The organism is Dechloromonas denitrificans, assembly GCF_020510665.1.
Lineage (GTDB): Bacteria > Pseudomonadota > Gammaproteobacteria > Burkholderiales > Rhodocyclaceae > Azonexus > Azonexus denitrificans_B.
Map to the genome: position 1 here is coordinate 2384478 of NZ_CP075187.1, position 17571 is coordinate 2402048.

Sequence of the window (17571 nt, forward strand, 5' to 3'; positions counted from 1 at the left end):
GGTTCTCGGGTTCTCTTAGTGAAGTTGCTCGTGCAGCGCCTGAATCGGGTAAACAACCAGCTCACCGCTGTTGCGAATGCCTTCTGCCGCAGCTTCTGCACCCCAGATCGTGGTGTACATGGTGACCCGTGCCTGCAGGCCGGAAGTCCGGATCGAGCGCGAATCGTTGATCGCCAGACGCTTTTCCTCAACCGTGTTGATGATCAGCGCAATTTCATTGTTCTTGATCATGTCGACGATGTGCGGACGACCTTCGGTCACCTTGTTGGCTACCTGAACCGGCAAGCCAGCCGCTTCGATGGCATGGGCCGTCCCACGTGTCGCCACCAGCTGGAAGCCGGCTTCATGGAGATGACGAGCGACATCGACAGCCTTGACCTTGTCGCTATCCTTGACCGACAGGAAAGCCTTGCCGGACGAAGGCAGCTTGACGCTGGCGGCCAGCTGTGACTTGACGAAAGCTTCAGCGAAGGTCTTGCCGACGCCCATGACTTCGCCGGTCGACTTCATTTCCGGGCCCAAAATGGTATCGACGCCCGGGAACTTGACGAACGGGAAGACGGCTTCCTTGACCGAGAAATACGGTGGGATGACTTCCTTCGTCACGCCCTGGTCCTTCAGGCTGCGACCCGACATGCAGCGTGCGGCGATCTTGGCCAGTTGCAGACCGGTGGCCTTGGAAACGAAAGGTACGGTACGCGAAGCGCGTGGATTCACTTCCAGGACGTAAACCTCTTCATCCTTGATCGCGAACTGCACGTTCATCAAGCCGCAGACATTCAGTGCCTTGGCCATCAACTTGGTCTGACGACGCAGTTCAGCCTGCACTTCGGCACCGAGTGAATACGGCGGCAGCGAACATGCCGAGTCACCAGAGTGCACGCCGGCCTGTTCGATATGCTCCATGACGCCACCGATGATGACTTCGTCACCATCCGACAAGGCATCAACGTCGCACTCGACGGCATCGTTCAGGAAACGGTCGAGCAGCACCGGCGAATCATGGGAAACCTTGACGGCTTCGCGCATGTAACGCTCAAGATCCTTCTGTTCATGAACGATTTCCATGGCCCGGCCGCCCAGCACGTAAGACGGGCGAACGACCAGCGGATAACCGATTTCAGCCGCCAGACGCAGTGCATCCTCTTCGGTACGCGCGGTACGGTTCGGCGGCTGCTTGAGACCGAGCTCATGCAGCAGCTTTTGGAAACGTTCGCGATCTTCTGCAACGTCGATCGATTCCGGCGAGGTACCGATGATCGGCACACCGTTGGCTTCGAGCGCCAGCGCGAGCTTCAACGGCGTCTGACCGCCGTACTGGACGATGACGCCAACCGGCTTTTCGATGGCGACGACTTCCAGCACATCTTCCAGCGTCAGCGGCTCGAAATACAGACGATCTGACGTGTCATAGTCAGTCGACACGGTTTCCGGATTGCAGTTGACCATGATCGTTTCGTAACCGTCTTCACGCATCGCCATCGCGGCATGCACGCAGCAGTAGTCGAACTCGATGCCCTGGCCGATGCGGTTCGGGCCACCGCCCAGCACCATGATCTTCTTCTTGTCCGTCGGATTAGCCTCACACTCGTCCTCATAGGTCGAGTACATATAGGCGGTGTTGGTCGAGAACTCGGCGGCGCAGGTGTCAACACGCTTGTACACCGGGCGCACGCCCAATTCGTGACGACGCTTGCGGAAGTCGGACTCATTCGTCTTCAGCAAATAAGCCAGACGACGGTCGGAGAAGCCTTTTTTCTTGAGGAAACGCAGCTCTTCCGCGGTCAACGACGAAAATTCGCGCTTTTCGACTTCCAGTTCCAGATCAACGATTTCCTTGATCTGAACGAGGAACCACGGGTCGATCTTGGTCAGATCGAAAACCTTCTCGACCGACATGCCGACGCCGAAGGCATCCGCGACATACCACAGGCGATCCGGAGTCGGACGCGCCAGTTGCTCATCGATGGTTTCCGGGTCAACCGATTTCAAATTGAAACCATCGACACCCACTTCCAGGCCACGCAGTGCTTTCTGCAGCGACTCCTGGAAAGTGCGGCCCATGGCCATCACTTCGCCCACTGACTTCATTTGCGTGGTCAGCGTATTGTCGGCCTGCGGGAATTTTTCGAACGCGAAACGCGGCACCTTGGTAACCACATAATCGATCGACGGTTCGAAGGAAGCCGGCGTCTTGCCGCCCGTAATATCGTTGGTCAATTCATCCAGCGTGTAACCGACGGACAGCTTGGCAGCAATCTTGGCGATCGGGAAACCGGTCGCCTTGGAGGCCAGGGCCGACGAGCGGGAAACGCGCGGGTTCATTTCGATGACGATGCAGCGACCATCCTTCGGATTGATCGAGAACTGCACGTTCGAACCACCGGTATCAACACCAATCTCGCGCAGCACGGCAATCGAGGCATTGCGCAGCAGCTGGTATTCCTTGTCGGTCAGCGTCTGGGCCGGCGCAACAGTAATCGAGTCACCAGTGTGCACGCCCATCGGATCGAGGTTTTCGATCGAACAAACGATGATGCAGTTGTCCGCCTTGTCGCGGACCACTTCCATCTCGTATTCCTTCCAGCCGAGCAGCGATTCTTCGATCAGCAGCTCGTTGGTCGGCGAAGCTTCAAGACCGCGCTTGCAGATGGTCTCGAACTCTTCCATGTTGTAGGCGATACCGCCGCCCGTGCCGCCCAGCGTGAAGGACGGGCGAATAATGGTCGGGAAGCCGATCATCGCCTGCACCTGGTAAGCCTCTTCCATACTGTGCGCAGTGGCCGAGCGAGCCGAACCGAGACCGATCTTGGTCATCGCGTCCTTGAACTTCTGGCGGTCCTCGGCCTTGTCGATGGCTTCCTTGGAAGCACCGATCAGTTCGACGTTGAACTTGGCCAGCACGCCTTCGCGATCGAGATCGAGCGCGCAGTTCAGCGCGGTCTGACCACCCATCGTCGGCAGCAGCGCATCCGGGCGTTCCTTTTCGATGATCTTGGCGACAACCTGCCAGGTGATCGGCTCGATGTAGGTGACGTCGGCCATTTCCGGGTCGGTCATGATCGTCGCCGGATTGGAGTTAACCAGGATGACCTTGTAACCCTCTTCGCGCAGCGCCTTGCAGGCTTGCGCGCCGGAGTAGTCGAATTCGCAGGCCTGACCGATGATGATCGGGCCGGCGCCAATAATCAAAACACTTTTTATGTCTGTACGTTTCGGCATTTCTTTACTCTCGCCTTATTGCGCGTTGTTCAGCGCCGCAACGCCACGCGTCATGGCATCGAGGAAGCGGTCAAACAGGTAAGCGACATCGTGCGGGCCCGGGCTGGCTTCCGGATGCCCCTGGAAGGAGAAGGCCGGCACATCGGTCCGAGCGATGCCTTGCAGGGAACCGTCGAACAACGAAACGTGCGTGGCGCGCAGGTTTTTCGGCAGGGAATCAGCGTCGACCGCGAAACCGTGGTTCTGGCTGGTAATCAGCACCTGGCCGGTATCCATGTCCTTGACCGGATGATTGGCCCCATGATGACCGAACTTCATCTTCAGCGTTTTGGCGCCGGAAGCAAGGGCCAGCAACTGGTGGCCGAGGCAGATGCCAAACGTCGGCACGCCGCGGTCGAGAAACTCACGAATCGCGGTCACGGCATAGTCGCAGGGTTCCGGATCACCCGGACCATTCGACAGGAACACGCCATCCGGCTTCATGGCCAGCACATCGGCGGCCGGCGTCTGGGCCGGCACGACGGTGAGCTTTACACCGCGCTCGGCAAGCATGCGCAGGATGTTGCGCTTGACGCCAAAATCATAGGCAACAACGTGGAAGCGCGGTGCCGGACCGGCGTTGTAGCCAGTCAGCGTCCATTCGCCTTCAGTCCACTCGTAGCTTTCCTTGACGGAAACCACTTTGGCCAGATCCATTCCAGCCAGCCCCGGGAAAGCCCGAGCCATCGACAAAGCCTTTGCTTCATCGACTTCACCCGCCAGAATGCAGCCTGCCTGAGCACCCTTTTCACGCAGGATGCGAGTCAGCTTGCGCGTATCGATACCGGCAATGGCAACAATGCCGTGCTTCTTTAGATAAGACGAAAGATCGTCCTGCATGCGCCAATTTGATGCGCGCGGCGGCAGGTCACGAATGACCAGGCCAGCTGCGTAATTGGCCGCTGATTCAAAATCTTCTGCATTGCAACCGGTATTACCGATATGCGGGTAGGTCAATGTAACGATCTGGCGGCTATAGGATGGATCGGTGAGGATTTCCTGATAACCGGACATGGCGGTATTGAACACCACCTCGCCACTGGTGACACCATCTGCGCCGATGGATTGGCCCTTGAAAACCGTTCCGTCGGCGAGGGCGAGAATGGCGGGGGTAAATGAGGGCAGCAATGACACGACCGGCTCTCCTAGTATTTTCTGCTTATTCATGTGCCAAGCGGGAAGGCTTGCGCCTCCCCGCTTGTGCTTTTTAACCTTACTATTCTAGCCGAAAACTACCTTTTCAGGCAAATTCAAGGTATTACGCGAGTCTCGACAAAACGCTGGAGATCCGGCCGAATGTGAGCCATCTCATCTTTCAGCAACAGATAAAGGTGATGGCAGTGCGGCCAGTCGACATTTTCCACGGAGAGCACCGCACTCTCGATTTCCATGGCATGACGCCGGGCCGCATCGGCATGGAACATGGCCAAAAGGCTCTTCAGAGTATGCGCATGCATGCGTAACTCGTGCGGATCATTCGCCCCCAGCGCCCGCTCAACCCGCGCCAGATGCTCATCCCATTCACCGAGCAGCATCCCCGCCATGGTGACAAACAAATCCGCATCACCAATATCCCGCAGCGCAGCTGCCAGATCAAGGCGAACCCGTTCTTTACGAACCGGTTCAGGCGGTGCAGAAAACACCACATCGGCCTGACCAACACCCGCCCTGGCCAGCGCCGCAAAAAGCTCATCCGGCCGCAAAGGCTTCGGAACAAAATCGTTCATGCCAGCCTCAAGGCAGCGATCACGATCGCTGGCCATGACATTGGCTGTCATTGCAATAATGTAAACGGGCTCAAATTCATGAGAAACCACCCAACTGCGACGCATTTCCCGCGAGCGGATGGCCTCTGTGGCCTCGATCCCGCCCATCACCGGCATCTGCATATCCATCAAGATCAGGTCGAAGTGGTTTCCATCAAACTGCTCAACCGCCTCTGCGCCATTGTTGGCGACGACAACGCTGTAACCATGGCGCTCCAGCAAACGAATCGCCAATTCCTGATTAACCGGATTATCTTCAACAAGCAGAATCGAAACACCCTGCCCCGCCTGTGATTGATCCGCTGCCGGCAGCAAATCGGCAGCAAGATCATGCCCCTGCCCCGCCTTGCCTACCGCCAGGGACAACGCATCGGCAAGGTCATCAACGCCGATCGGCTTAACCAGATGAGCTGAGACTTCCAGCTGACGCAAACGAGCCAGATCCTGCCGCTGGTTCTCGGTCGTCAGCATGAAAATCAATTTCTCGGGCCGCCCCGCAGCCTGCCAACTTTCAGCCAAAGCAAAACCTGCCGGTGCAGCCATACCCGCATCAGCGAAAATGAAGTCAAACGGAAAGTCGACCGCACGCATCCGTTCTATCGCATCAGCCACAGCAATCGAATCTGGCAGCAAGGTGACCTGAATTCCCAGTCGCTCAAGCAGCTCCACCAGATAAGCGCCTGCCGCCGCATTATCTTCCACAACCAAGGCACGCCGCCCCTTGAAAGCGGCATCCGGCAAAACTGGAGAGGCAACGGATTCAATCCCCAGGCGGGCCGTAAATGAAAATACCGAACCGACACCCGGCGTACTGTCGAGCCAGATTCTCCCATCCATCAACTGAACCAATCGGGCGCAGATGGCCAAGCCCAGTCCGGTACCGCCAAAGCGCCGGGTCGTCGAAACATCCGCCTGGGAAAATGCATCGAAAATGGCTTTTTGCTTGTCTGCCGGAACGCCGATACCGGTGTCCCGAATCATGAAATGGAGGAAGACCGAGTTTTCAGTCGACTTCTCAACCACCACCTCGACAATCACCTCACCCTGCTCGGTGAATTTGATCGCATTGCCGATCAAATTGATGATCACCTGACGCAAGCGGGTTGGATCACCGATAACACGCAGAGGAACCTCAGGCCGAACATTGGCAATCAATTCCAGGTTTTTCTTGTGAGCACTGACAGCCAGCACCCTGGCCGCCTCAAGCACCGTGTTATGCACGGAGAAGCCGACCGCCTCGAACTCCATTTTTCCGGCTTCGATTTTGGAAAAATCGAGAATGTCATTGACGATGGTCAGCAAAGCCTCGGCCGACGATTTGACCGTGCGCAGATAGTGTCGCTGCTCGGCATCAAGCTCGGTATCCAGCGCCAGTTCGGTCATGCCGATAATGCCATTCATCGGGGTTCTGATTTCATGGCTCATATTGGCCAGAAAAGCTCCCCGTGCCTTGTTGGCCGACTCAGCCGACTCTTTGGCGGCAATCAAGTCGGCCTCGCCGCTTTTCACTTCGCTGATGTCGCGTTGGAGAATCAGCATGCGAACAGGCTCGCCATCACCATCACGAGCCGCCACGGCGCCGCGCAGCAACAACCAGCGCCACAGCCCATCGCGGGCACGCATCCGGCACTCTATCTGGAAAAAACGTTCGTTGCTCTGCCCCTGAGCCGCAATCTGGGCCTGCAAAATCCGCAGATCATCCGGATGAACCAGTTTCTGCCACTGGGCAATCGAGTTATCCAGCTCACTGGAGGCATAGCCGAGCAAGCCCTTCCACTGGCGCCCCGACTCGATGTTGCCTGTCCGCAGGTTCCAGTCACTCAGCGCATCGCCGGAGAGCAGGGTCTGCCACTTATTCAATCCGGTATAAGCAGCGTAGCCGGCATCAACCAAGCCAAGCAACGCCTCAACCCCTTTGACCAAATCTCCATTGCCACTTCCGCCTGCCTGCGCCAACAATCGCGCAAGACTCTGCTCGCCATCGGCACCGAAGGCTTCTTGAAGCTGACGGGCAAGCAACGGAGATTTAATCGGCACTAGCGCAACCCGAGAACGTCCTGCATATCGAACAAACCACTCTTCCGCCCGGCAATGTAGCGTGCAGCACGCAAACTTCCCAGTGCGTAGGGCATGCGGCTGGCTGCCTTGTGGGTTATTTCAACGCGCTCACCGATACCGCAGAACATCACCGTATGATCGCCGACAATATCGCCACCACGCACGGTTGCGAACCCGATGGTTGATGGATCCCGCTCACCGGTCACACCTTCACGACCGTAGACAGCACAATCCTTGAGATCCCGTTCAAGCGCATTGGCAATCACCTCACCCATGCGCAACGCCGTACCCGATGGGGCATCGATCTTCATTCGGTGATGAGCCTCGACCACCTCGATGTCATAGCCTTCATTCAGAATCCGGGCAGCCACATCAAGCAGCTTGAAAACGACATTGACGCCAACAGCCATGTTCGGGGCAAAAACAACCGGGATATCCCGCGCTGCAGCAGCAATGATTTCCTTGCCCTCAGCCTCAAAACCTGTCGTCCCGATAATCATGCCGACTCCGGCCTGGCGACACAGTTCCAGATGGACCAGCGTTCCTTGCGGACGCGTGAAATCAATCAGGCAATCGATATTTTGCAACCCTGCAGCAACATCATCGGTCACGAGCACATCACAGGGCATTCCGACCAGTTCGCCCGCCGTCTTGCCAATCGCCGGGCTGCCCGGAACATCAAACGCAGCGCCCAGAGCAACCAGATCGTCCTTCAACACAGACTCGATCAGCATCCGCCCCATACGACCACCAGCACCAACGATGCCAATACGCGTTGCACCCATCATCAAAACCCCATCAAATTCATGAAACGACGAAAATAGCTTGGCTCCTCGCGCGGCGGCAGCGGCTTGTCAGCAAGATCTTCCGGCAGGGATCCCAGATCGACCAAACGCGACTGCGGAGGCGGTGCCGTCAATTCGGCGACATCGGCCACAGCCACATCGCCGCCGACACGCTCAAGCAAGCCATCCGCATTGAAGAATGCGGCGAATTTGCGAGACTCGACCTTGCCAGTCTGGCCATTCTGGTAGCGATAGACGTAATCCCAGCGCTGTTGATGGAAAACATCGGTGATCATGGGTGAGCCAAGGAGAAAGCGCACCTGGTCTCGCGTCTGCCCCGGCTTGAGCTGGGCGACCATTTCCTGTGACAGGACATTGCCCTGCTGGATATCAATCTTGTACTCGTTAATAAAGCCGGGCTTGTAAGTACAAGCCCCCAGAAGCGCACAGAATGCGACAGAAAGCAGTAAGCGGGAGCGGAGCATGCGGGATTCCGGAGTTTCTCAAACACCTTTGAAGCGGTATATCATACCCGAATTCGCCCCTGGCCCTGCCCCAACAATTTTTGGATATTTAACGATGAGCGACCCCCAAAGCCTTAAGAATATGGGCCTGAAAGCCACCTTTCCGCGCCTGAAAATTCTTGAGCTTTTCGAAAAAAGCAATGTCCGCCACATGACGGCGGAAGACGTCTATCGCATGCTCATCAATGAAAACATGGATATTGGCCTGGCCACTGTCTATCGCGTTCTGACGCAATTTGAACAAGCCGGCCTGCTTGAGCGCCACTTCTTCGAATCCGGCAAGGCGGTTTTCGAAATCAACCACGGCAAGCATCACGATCATCTGGTGTGCATCGATTGCGGGCGGGTCGAAGAGTTTTACGACCCCGAAATTGAAAAGCGCCAGAATGCCATCGCCGAAGAACGTGGTTTTGCCATTCAGGATCATGCCCTGTATCTCTACGCCCAATGCACCAAGACAGCCTGCCCGCATCGCAGCAAGACCGAAGAGAAGTCTGAGTAAATTCTGATGACTGATTTTTCCGGCATGCTGGCGGGAGCCTGGCTCTCTTCGGCAGGAGCCACTTTTTTGCTGATTGCACTGGCTGAATTCGGCGATAAAAGCCAACTCGTCTGCATGACCCTGGCCGCGCGCCATCGTCCTCTCCCAGTCATTCTCGGCGCAGTAGCCGCCTTTGCCATTCTGAACCTGCTGGCCGTCCTGTTTGGCGCCGCCGTTGCTGCCTGGCTTCCCGAGTGGGTCGTCACCGCGGCGGTTGGTTTGCTGTTTGCCGTGTTCGGCATCAGCGCCTTGCGCTACAAGGAAGAAGAGGACGACGAGGATATTGAGGAAAAATCCGGCCACAATGTCTTCGCCACAACTTTCCTGCTGATCTTTCTGGCCGAATTCGGTGACAAAACCCAGATTGCCGTGGCCGGCATGGGGAGCACGAGCAATACGCTGGCCGTCTGGACGGGAGCAACGCTGGCGCTGGCAACGACCTCCGCTCTTGGCGTAATGGCCGGCCAAAAACTCCTGCATCGCCTGCCCCTGGTCTGGATTCACCGAGTCAGCGGGGCGTTTTTCCTGGTGCTGGCAGTACTCGCTGCTATCCGGCTGATCCAGAATATTCTCTGAGATAGTCAGGATTTGGGTAATTTCCCCGGTCGACCGGGGAAATATGCCTTATTTCAAACGTAGCAATTCGCGCGCATGTTGAAGGGTGATGTCGGTAATTTCGACTCCGCCCAGCATCCGGGCAATTTCCTGAACACGCCCGGCTGAATCAAGCGACTGGATGGCACTTAGCGTAACGCCATCGCGCAAGGCCTTGCTGACCTGCCACTGCCAGTTGGCCTGAGCTGCGACCTGCGGCAAATGCGTGACGCACAAAACCTGGCGTTCGCCGCCCAGTTCATTGAGCAAGCGGCCGACGATTTCAGCGACGCCGCCACCAATCCCGACATCGACCTCGTCAAAAATCAGGGTCTGAACGCTGGCCGAGCGCGAAGTCAGCACCTGGATCGCCAGACTGATACGCGACAATTCGCCGCCGGATGCCACCTTGGCCAGCGGCTTGGCTTCATTGCCCGCCAATCCGCCGATACGGAATTCAACCTGTTCAAGCCCGTAGACCGCGCCATCGCCGACCGGCAGCAAGGCGACCTCGAAACGGCCGGACGAAAGCGCCAACTGGCGCATGACCTGGCTGACCGCCAGCCCCATTGCTTCGGCCGCCTGACGGCGCCCGCCGGACAACTCGCCGGCTTGCTGCAGGAAGGCCTGCCGTGCCGCAGCGACGCGCTTTTCAAGAGCCAGCAAATCAGCCGACGCCTGCAATGCGGCCAAACGCTCGCGCCACCCCGACAATAGCGCGGGCAATTCCTGCGGCTGAACGCGATACTTGCGCGCCGCCGCCATGACGGCATCCATCCGCCGCTCGACCTCGGCCAGGCGGGCCGGGTCCAGATCGGCCCGATCGGCGTAACGCCGCAAGGTCGAAACAGCCTCGGAAAGCTCGGCCTGAACCGAAGCAACCAATCCGGCCACCTCTTCCAGCGCCGGATCGTATTCGGCAAGACTGGACAAACGTGTGGCTACGCTATCGATCTGACGTTCGCACGCCCCGTCGTCGTCCGAAAGCAACCCAATTGCAAACTGTGCGCCTTCAATCAGGCTGGCCGCATGACCAAGGCGACGATGTTCAAGATCAAGCGTTGCCCACTCGTCGACCGTGAAAGCCAGCGTATCGAGCTCACGAACCTGCCACTCGAGTTGCTCACGTTCGCGCTGCAGCGCTTCGGCCCCTTCGCTGGCTGCGCGCAACGTCTGGTCCAGCTCGCGCCACTGGCGAAAAGCCGCACCGACGTCACGGACCAGTCCGCCCAAGCCGGCATGTGCATCGAGCAGATTACGCTGGGCATCGCTGCGCAAAAGCGACTGGTGTGCATGTTGACCGTGGATATCGACCAGCCATTCACCCACTTCGCGTAATTGTTGCGCCGTTGCCGGAGATCCGTTGATGTAGGCCCGCGAACGACCGCCAGCGTCAACCACGCGACGCAGCAGCAACTCATCATCACCCTCAAGATCATTGGCCTTGAGCCAGGCAGCCACTGCCGGCAGGCGGGCCACATCGAAAGTCGCCGCCACTTCGGCTTTTTCGCAGCCGGAGCGAATCACCCCGGCATCGGCACGCTCACCAAGCGCCAGTGCCAAAGCATCGATCAAAATCGACTTGCCGGCCCCGGTTTCCCCGGTCAACGCGCCAAAACCAGTCGAAAACTCAAGCTCAAGGCGATCAACGATGACGAAATCGCGAATAGTCAGGTGACGCAGCATCAGGGACCTTTGGGCCGTTCGCTCCAGTGCAGTTTCTGGCGCAGCATGGCGAAATAGCTGTAGCCCGGCGGATGCAGGAAACAGATGGTGTATTCAGAACGTTTCAGACGGACGCAATCGTCACGCGCCAGATCGAGCGTCACCTGGCCGTCGAAGTGCACACGCGGATCATCGGCGTTGACGACACGCAATTCGATATCGGCACTGTCGTTGACGATGATCGGGCGATTGGTCAAGGCATGCGGACAAAGCGGGACCAGCGCAATACCGGCCAGCGTCGGGTGCATGATCGGCCCGCCGGCCGACATCGAATACGCCGTCGAACCGGTTGGCGTCGAGACGATCAGGCCGTCAGAACGCAGGTTATAAATGAATTCGCCGTCGATAAACAGTTCGAATTCGATCATCCGGCCAATGGCGCCCTTGTCGATCACGACATCATTCAATGCCATGTTCGACGCGATTTCCTTGCCGTCGCGAATCACCTCGGCGGAAATCAGCATCCGCTTTTCTTCCTGGAAACGACCGTCGAGCAGATCGTCCATGCAGGTCAACATGTCGTCCCGGGCAATATCGGTCATGAAACCGAGCCGCCCCTGATTGACCCCGACCAAAGGCACACGATAGCGGGCCAGGCGGCGAGCGGCATTGAGCATGGTGCCATCGCCGCCGAGCACGATGGCCAGGTCGGCATGCGCCCCGATATCGTTGAATCCGCAGGTGACCCAGCGCGACAAATCGACCTTGCGCCCGATATGTTCCGAAGTTTCTCGTTCGATAAAGACCGAAACTCCGCGTTCGTGCAGGTATTCAGCCAGTCGACGCAAGGACTCGGCAATTTCCATGCTGTGATATTTGCCGACCAGCGCGATGGTCCGGGGCGAGCGACAGGAAGCGAAGCTTCTATTCATGTTCGGGATTTTTGCATAAAAATGCCTTGTCGCGCGCACTCTGCTTTTTTGTACAATGCTCTGCCATGCTGGATGAACGCTCAAGAACCCTTCTCAAGGCGCTGGTCGAACACTATATCGCTGATGGTCAGCCGGTTGGTTCGCGCGCCCTTTCACGCTTTTCCGGTCTCGACCTGTCGCCGGCGACGATCCGTAACGTCATGGCCGACCTGGAAGACGCCGGTTTTGTCGCCAGCCCGCACACCTCGGCCGGCCGCATTCCGACCGCCCGCGGCTATCGCCTGTTTGTCGACAGTCTGCTCACCGTGCGCCCGCTCGAAGCGCGCCAGATGGGTGAAATGGAAGAAGCGCTGCAAGGCCAGCCATCCAAGCAAATCATCTCCAGCGCCTCGCAACTGCTCTCCGGCCTGACCCAGTTCGCCGGCGTAGTCATCGCGCCGCGCCGGGCAAGCAGCCGGATTCGCCAGATCGAATTCCTCAGCCTGTCCGAAAAACGCATCCTGCTGATCATCGTCACAACAGACGGCGATGTGCAAAACCGCATCCTGACCAGCGAAAAATCCTATTCGCCAGCCGAACTGGTCAGCGCCGCGAATTACCTCAACCAGAATTTTGCCGGCCTGGATTTCGAACAAATACGCCAGCGCCTGTCGGTTGAAATCCAGCAATTGCGCGAAGACATCAAGCCGCTGATGGCAATGACGCTCGAAGCCGGCGATGCTGCCATGTCCGAAAACGCGACACCTTACGTCATCAGCGGCGAACGCAACCTGCTCGGCGTTGAAGACCTGTCCTCCAACATGAAGCGACTGCGCGAACTGTTCGACCTGTTCGAGCAGCGCTCCAGCCTGATCCGCCTGCTTGAAGTCTCGAACCGGGCCGAAGGCGTCCAGATCTATATCGGTGGCGAATCGGGCATTGCCCCGCTCGATGAATGCAGCGTCGTTACCGCCCCCTACACGGTCGATGGCCAGATCGTCGGCTCGGTCGGTGTCATCGGCCCAACCCGCATGGCTTACGAACGCGTCATTCCCATCGTCGACATCACCGCCCGCCTGCTGTCCAGCGCCCTTACCTACCAGAGCAACAACTAATGTCCCGTTACCTGCCGGAACCGCCACATCGCCACGGCACGCCGTCGTCGACCGCCATTCTCATCGTTAACCTTGGCACGCCCGACGAAGCCAGTGCTCCAGCCCTGCGTCGCTACCTCAAGGAATTTCTTTCCGACCCGCGTGTTGTCGAAATTCCCAAGGCAATCTGGTGGCTGATTCTGAACGGCATCATCCTCAATATCCGCCCGAAAAAGTCGGCGGCAAAATACGCTTCCGTGTGGATGAAGGAAGGCTCGCCTCTGCGTGTTCATACCGAACGCCAGGCCAAATTGCTCAAAGGCCTGCTTGGCGAACGGGGTCATCATGTCACGGTCGACTGGGCGATGCGCTATGGAACGCGCTCTGTTCCGGAAATGCTGGCACACCTCAAAGCCAACGGCGCAACACGCATCCTGCTGGTTCCGATGTATCCGCAGTATGCGGCGAGCACGACAGCTACGGTCGTCGATGAAGCCTGCCGCTGGCTGCTTCAATTGCGCAACCAGCCGGAAATGCGTTTCGTGCGCAACTTCCATGATGACGAAGGCTATCTTGCCGCGCTTGAAACGTCGGTCCGCCAACATTGGCAGACAGCGGGACCGCTCGGCCCGGATGATCGCCTGCTGATCAGCTTCCATGGCCTGCCCAAGCGCAGCCTGGACCTCGGCGATCCGTATTTCTGCGAATGCCACAAAACCGGCCGCCTGCTGGCCGAACGCCTGCAGCTCAAGCCCGAACAATACCGCCTCTGCTTCCAGTCGCGCTTCGGCAAAGCCGAGTGGCTGCAACCTTATACCGCCCCAACCCTGCATGCACTGGGCAAGGAAGGCACCAAACGGCTGGATGTAATTTGCCCTGGCTTCACGGCCGATTGCCTCGAGACACTGGAAGAAATCGCCCTGGAAGGGCGTGACGACTTCATCGCGGCGGGCGGCCAGGCATATCACTACATTCCAGCCTTGAACGAAGATGCCGCATGGATTGCTGCCCTGGCCAACCTGGTTGAACGGCAATTAGGCGGCTGGGACACACGCCAGCCGTTCGATCCCCGACAACTCGAAATCGGCGCCAGGGAAGCCTTCAAACACGGCGCCCGAACTTGAGATTGGCCATGCCAACCCCACATCGGGTGCCATGAACACACCGTACGGGGAGCGCGCCATGCCAGAAAACATCCACCTCGTCTGCTCCCATTGCGCAGCAGTCAACCGTTTGCCGATCGCTCGCCAGCACGAATCGCCAAGCTGCGGGCAATGCAAAAACCCCGTTTTCTGCGGTCGACCGCAAGAACTCGGCGAAAATGACTTCGACCGCTGGATCAGCCGCAACGATGTCCCGATGCTCGTTGATTTCTGGGCGCCATGGTGTGGCCCCTGCCGCTCGATGGCACCGGCCTTCACCCAGGCCGCCAGCGAACTGGAACCGGTACTGCGCCTGGCCAAGGTCGACACCGAACGCGCCCCCGGCCTGGCCGCCCGCTTCGGCATTCGAAGCATTCCAACCCTGATCATGTTCAGCAGCGGACGCGAAATTGCCCGACAAAGCGGCGCACTCGATCTGAACGCCCTGAAGCGCTGGGGCATGGCCAATCTGCCCAAAAATTAAGCTTTTCCCCATGGCTGCCGTTAACAGTGTGTCAAAACACACTGGATGGAATTGCCATGAAAATCGCCAGCGCCAACCTCACCATGGCGTCAGCACACGCCAGCCAGGAACAATACAAGCGGAGCGAATCCCTGAGAATCACCACGGGATCGCCCCGTTCGACCTTGCCCGCCAACGACCCGGTTGATCTGTCAGACCAGGGGAAAAACATCCAGGCGGCTGAATCAGGGAGTGCCACAAGCGATTCCGCGGTCGACCGCGATCCGCAACTGAATTTGATTCGTCGCATGCTCGAATTCCTGACGGGATACAAAATTCGAGTTTTCGATGCCGCCAAGCTCCAGGCCCGGGTTAACGATGATGCAGGCCAAACAGCCAGCAATACACTGGCTGCCGACTACGCCATCGACTACCAACGCCACGAGTCCTATACAGAATCCGAACAGACGGCGGTATTGATCAGCGGCAGCGTCAAGACAGCCGATGGCCAGGAAATCAGCTTCGACCTCCAATGGACGATGGCACGCCATTACCACGAGGAAAGCGAGACGAACCTGCACTTGGGCAACGCAGCCCAGAAAACAGACCCACTTGTGCTGAATTTTGCCGGACCGGCGGCGCAGTTGATCGATCAACGTTTCGCCTTCGACCTGAATGCCGACGGAAAAACAGAAAACATCAACTTCGTCGCTCCCGGTAGCGGATTCCTGGTTTTCGATCGTAACGAGGACGGGAAAATCAATAACGGCCAAGAACTTTTCGGCCCGACGACAGGTGATGGTTTTTCAGAATTAAACGCGCTGGATAGTGACAGAAACGGCTGGATTGACGAAAATGACAGTTATTACAAAAAACTACAAATATGGTCACACAAAGCCAATGGCGAGGATGCTTTTCAATCGCTGGCCGAAGCCAATGTCGGGGCCATCGCTTTAAATCACATCGCATCACCCTTCGACCTGAAAAACCAGAACAATGAATTACTGGGACAGGTTCGCAGTTCTGGAATTTTTTTGCAGGAAGATGGCAGGGCTGGCACAATCCAGCAAATAGACCTGACTGCCTGATAAACGCAGCTTCATAACAAGGGATTCAACCATGCCGCGCTTTGCCGACTTGAAGATTTGGGTACGACTAACGGCCGCAATCTGGCTCGCTCTGGCAATCATCTGGGTCGGAGCAATTATCTGGACCACCCAGGTCAATCGAGAAACCGCCATTCGCCAGGCACAGGATTTTTCCCAAAGCATTCATGAAATGACCATGGCCGGCCTGACCGGCATGATGATCACCGGCACTGTTGGCCAGCGCGAAGTTTTCCTCGACCAGATCAAGCAACTGACCATCATCAAGGATCTGCACGTTGCACGCAGCGAAGCCGTTTCGAAACTTTACGGTCCGGATGCCAAAGCCAAACGCGAACTCACCCCGCTGGAACAGCAGGTCATGACCTCCGGTACGCCGTATGTCTCGCTGGAGTCGGAGAACGGCAGCTCATCCCTGCATGTCATCAACCCGACCAAGGCATCGAAAAATTATCTCGGCAAGGATTGCGTACTCTGCCATCAGGTTCCGGAAGGCACGGTACTCGGCGTGGTCAGCATGAAAGTATCACTCGATTCGGTCGAGGCAGAAGTCGCCGCCTTCCGGCTGAAAATTGCCGGCGTAGCCCTGGGCGCTCTGGGTGCCCTGCTGGTCATCATTTACCTGCTGACCCAGCACTTCGTCACCGTACCGCTGGAAGAACTGCGCAAGGGCCTGCGTGACATTGCCCGCGGCGAAGGCGACCTGACGCGCCGCCTGCCGGTCAAAGGCAAGGATGAGGTAGGCCAGTCCGCCTTTGTCTTCAACGAAATGATGGACAATTTCCAGCAACTGGTCAGCCAGGTTCGCGATTCGGCAACACAGGTTTCGGCGCGTGTTGCATCGCTCTCGGAAAGTGCTGACCGCGTCTCGCAAAGCTCCCATCTGCAAAACGAAAAATCCGGACAGGCTGCTTCGGCCGTCGAAGAACTGGTCTCCAGCATTTCTTCAATCGCCCAAAGTGCCGGCCATGTGCAGCACCAGTCACAGGAAAGCCTGGCACGCGCCAACGAAGGCAGCCGCAACCTCGAGGTCCTGCTTGACGAAATGAGCGTTGTCGAACGTGCCGTCAAGGAAATGGCCAATTCGGTGAATGACTTTGTGCGCAATACAGAGTCGATCACGTTGATGACACGGGAAGTGAAAGACATTGCCGAGCAAACCAACTTGCTGGCACTCAACGCCGCCATCGAAGCAGCCCGAGCCGGCGAACAAGGCCGAGGGTTTGCCGTGGTGGCCGACGAAGTCCGCAAGCTGGCTGAAAAATCGTCCCGCTCAGCCAGTGAGATCGATGCGATCACGGCCAGCTTGAGCGCCCAATCGGTTGCCGTGCGACGCAGTATCGAGGAAGGCCTGGATCACCTGGAAAGCAGCCAGAGCGCGGTATCCACGGTATCGAACGTACTCCAGGCGACCAATGGTTCAGTCACAGAAGTAGGCCATGGTCTGGATGCAATCGCTTCGGCGACCGATCAGCAGCGCCGCGTATCGAGCGACGTTGAAGCCAGCATCGAAGCGATCGCCGGCATGGCCAGAGACAATACCGGCACGGTTGAGCAGACGGCAGGGGCAGCACACGACCTGAAGCGCCTGGCAGAAGGCTTGGCGGCGATGGTCGGTCGATTCAAGGTCTGATCCGGCGAACCTGCCGCGACAACGTTGA

General features: G+C 57.8%; 14 protein-coding genes. 7 read left to right on the forward strand and 7 right to left on the reverse strand.

From position 1 onward, the window contains the following. Positions 1-15: 15 nt before the first annotated feature. The 5 genes from carB to KI614_RS11375 form a co-directional block, all read right to left on the reverse strand. A complete protein-coding gene (gene carB / locus KI614_RS11355) occupies positions 16-3222 on the reverse strand; it encodes a carbamoyl-phosphate synthase large subunit (RefSeq protein ID WP_226405854.1) in 3207 nt (1068 codons plus the stop codon). A gap of 15 nt (positions 3223-3237) precedes the next feature. Then, entirely contained in the window at positions 3238-4386 is a 1149-nt protein-coding gene (carA, locus tag KI614_RS11360) for a glutamine-hydrolyzing carbamoyl-phosphate synthase small subunit (RefSeq protein WP_226409325.1), read from the reverse strand. A gap of 125 nt (positions 4387-4511) precedes the next feature. Further along, positions 4512-7064, reverse strand: coding sequence for a response regulator (locus KI614_RS11365; protein WP_226405855.1), 2553 nt, complete (start codon positions 7062-7064; stop codon positions 4512-4514). Next, a complete protein-coding gene (dapB, locus tag KI614_RS11370; RefSeq protein ID WP_226409327.1) occupies positions 7064-7870 on the reverse strand; it encodes a 4-hydroxy-tetrahydrodipicolinate reductase in 807 nt (268 codons plus the stop codon). Before dapB ends, KI614_RS11365 begins: the two co-directional genes overlap by 1 nt. Before the next feature lie 2 nt (positions 7871-7872). Beyond that, complete coding sequence (locus KI614_RS11375; protein WP_226405856.1) at positions 7873-8355, reverse strand: outer membrane protein assembly factor BamE; 483 nt, start codon at positions 8353-8355, stop codon at positions 7873-7875. 94 nt (positions 8356-8449) lie between these two features. On the opposite strand from KI614_RS11375, the gene fur reads away from it, so the two are divergent. Continuing rightward, complete coding sequence (gene fur / locus KI614_RS11380) at positions 8450-8896, forward strand: ferric iron uptake transcriptional regulator (RefSeq protein WP_203467163.1); 447 nt, start codon at positions 8450-8452, stop codon at positions 8894-8896. Between the two features lie 6 nt (positions 8897-8902). Then, positions 8903-9511, forward strand: coding sequence for a TMEM165/GDT1 family protein (locus tag KI614_RS11385; protein WP_226405857.1), 609 nt, complete (start codon positions 8903-8905; stop codon positions 9509-9511). 48 nt (positions 9512-9559) lie between these two features. Here the strand turns inward: KI614_RS11385 and recN are convergent, their stop codons facing one another. Next, entirely contained in the window at positions 9560-11215 is a 1656-nt protein-coding gene (recN, locus tag KI614_RS11390; protein ID WP_226405858.1) for a DNA repair protein RecN, read from the reverse strand. Continuing rightward, complete coding sequence (locus tag KI614_RS11395) at positions 11215-12126, reverse strand: NAD kinase (protein ID WP_226405859.1); 912 nt, start codon at positions 12124-12126, stop codon at positions 11215-11217. The genes recN and KI614_RS11395 overlap by 1 nt, the downstream gene beginning before the upstream one ends. Positions 12127-12191: 65 nt before the next feature. On the opposite strand from KI614_RS11395, the gene hrcA reads away from it, so the two are divergent. From hrcA to KI614_RS11420, 5 genes are all read left to right on the forward strand, one after another. After that, positions 12192-13220, forward strand: coding sequence for a heat-inducible transcriptional repressor HrcA (gene hrcA, locus KI614_RS11400; protein WP_226405860.1), 1029 nt, complete (start codon positions 12192-12194; stop codon positions 13218-13220). Further along, positions 13220-14323: a ferrochelatase gene (gene hemH, locus KI614_RS11405; protein WP_226405861.1), complete on the forward strand. Its 1104-nt coding sequence runs from the start codon at positions 13220-13222 to the stop codon at positions 14321-14323. The genes hrcA and hemH overlap by 1 nt, the downstream gene beginning before the upstream one ends. Before the next feature lie 58 nt (positions 14324-14381). Beyond that, positions 14382-14825, forward strand: coding sequence for a thioredoxin TrxC (gene trxC, locus KI614_RS11410; protein WP_226405862.1), 444 nt, complete (start codon positions 14382-14384; stop codon positions 14823-14825). A gap of 287 nt (positions 14826-15112) precedes the next feature. Further along, on the forward strand, positions 15113-15892 hold the full coding sequence (locus KI614_RS11415; protein WP_226405863.1) for a VCBS repeat-containing protein: 780 nt from the start codon (positions 15113-15115) through the stop codon (positions 15890-15892). Between the two features lie 31 nt (positions 15893-15923). Next, positions 15924-17543: a methyl-accepting chemotaxis protein gene (locus KI614_RS11420; protein WP_226405864.1), complete on the forward strand. Its 1620-nt coding sequence runs from the start codon at positions 15924-15926 to the stop codon at positions 17541-17543. The last annotated feature ends 28 nt before the right edge of the window (positions 17544-17571 follow it).

What these genes read in the sequence shown, in the direction of transcription:
- KI614_RS11395 (WP_226405859.1), bottom strand. Translation starts at nt 12,126, where the DNA reads ATGAATAGAAGCTTCGCTTCCTGTCGCTCGCCCCGGACCATCGCGCTG.
- recN (WP_226405858.1), bottom strand. Translation starts at nt 11,215, where the DNA reads ATGCTGCGTCACCTGACTATTCGCGATTTCGTCATCGTTGATCGCCTT.
- KI614_RS11375 (WP_226405856.1), bottom strand. Translation starts at nt 8,355, where the DNA reads ATGCTCCGCTCCCGCTTACTGCTTTCTGTCGCATTCTGTGCGCTTCTG.
- KI614_RS11420 (WP_226405864.1), top strand. Translation starts at nt 15,924, where the DNA reads ATGCCGCGCTTTGCCGACTTGAAGATTTGGGTACGACTAACGGCCGCA.
- carB (WP_226405854.1), bottom strand. Translation starts at nt 3,222, where the DNA reads ATGCCGAAACGTACAGACATAAAAAGTGTTTTGATTATTGGCGCCGGC.
- dapB (WP_226409327.1), bottom strand. Translation starts at nt 7,870, where the DNA reads ATGGGTGCAACGCGTATTGGCATCGTTGGTGCTGGTGGTCGTATGGGG.
- KI614_RS11385 (WP_226405857.1), top strand. Translation starts at nt 8,903, where the DNA reads ATGACTGATTTTTCCGGCATGCTGGCGGGAGCCTGGCTCTCTTCGGCA.
- hemH (WP_226405861.1), top strand. Translation starts at nt 13,220, where the DNA reads ATGTCCCGTTACCTGCCGGAACCGCCACATCGCCACGGCACGCCGTCG.
- hrcA (WP_226405860.1), top strand. Translation starts at nt 12,192, where the DNA reads ATGCTGGATGAACGCTCAAGAACCCTTCTCAAGGCGCTGGTCGAACAC.
- trxC (WP_226405862.1), top strand. Translation starts at nt 14,382, where the DNA reads ATGCCAGAAAACATCCACCTCGTCTGCTCCCATTGCGCAGCAGTCAAC.
- fur (WP_203467163.1), top strand. Translation starts at nt 8,450, where the DNA reads ATGAGCGACCCCCAAAGCCTTAAGAATATGGGCCTGAAAGCCACCTTT.
- KI614_RS11415 (WP_226405863.1), top strand. Translation starts at nt 15,113, where the DNA reads ATGCTCGAATTCCTGACGGGATACAAAATTCGAGTTTTCGATGCCGCC.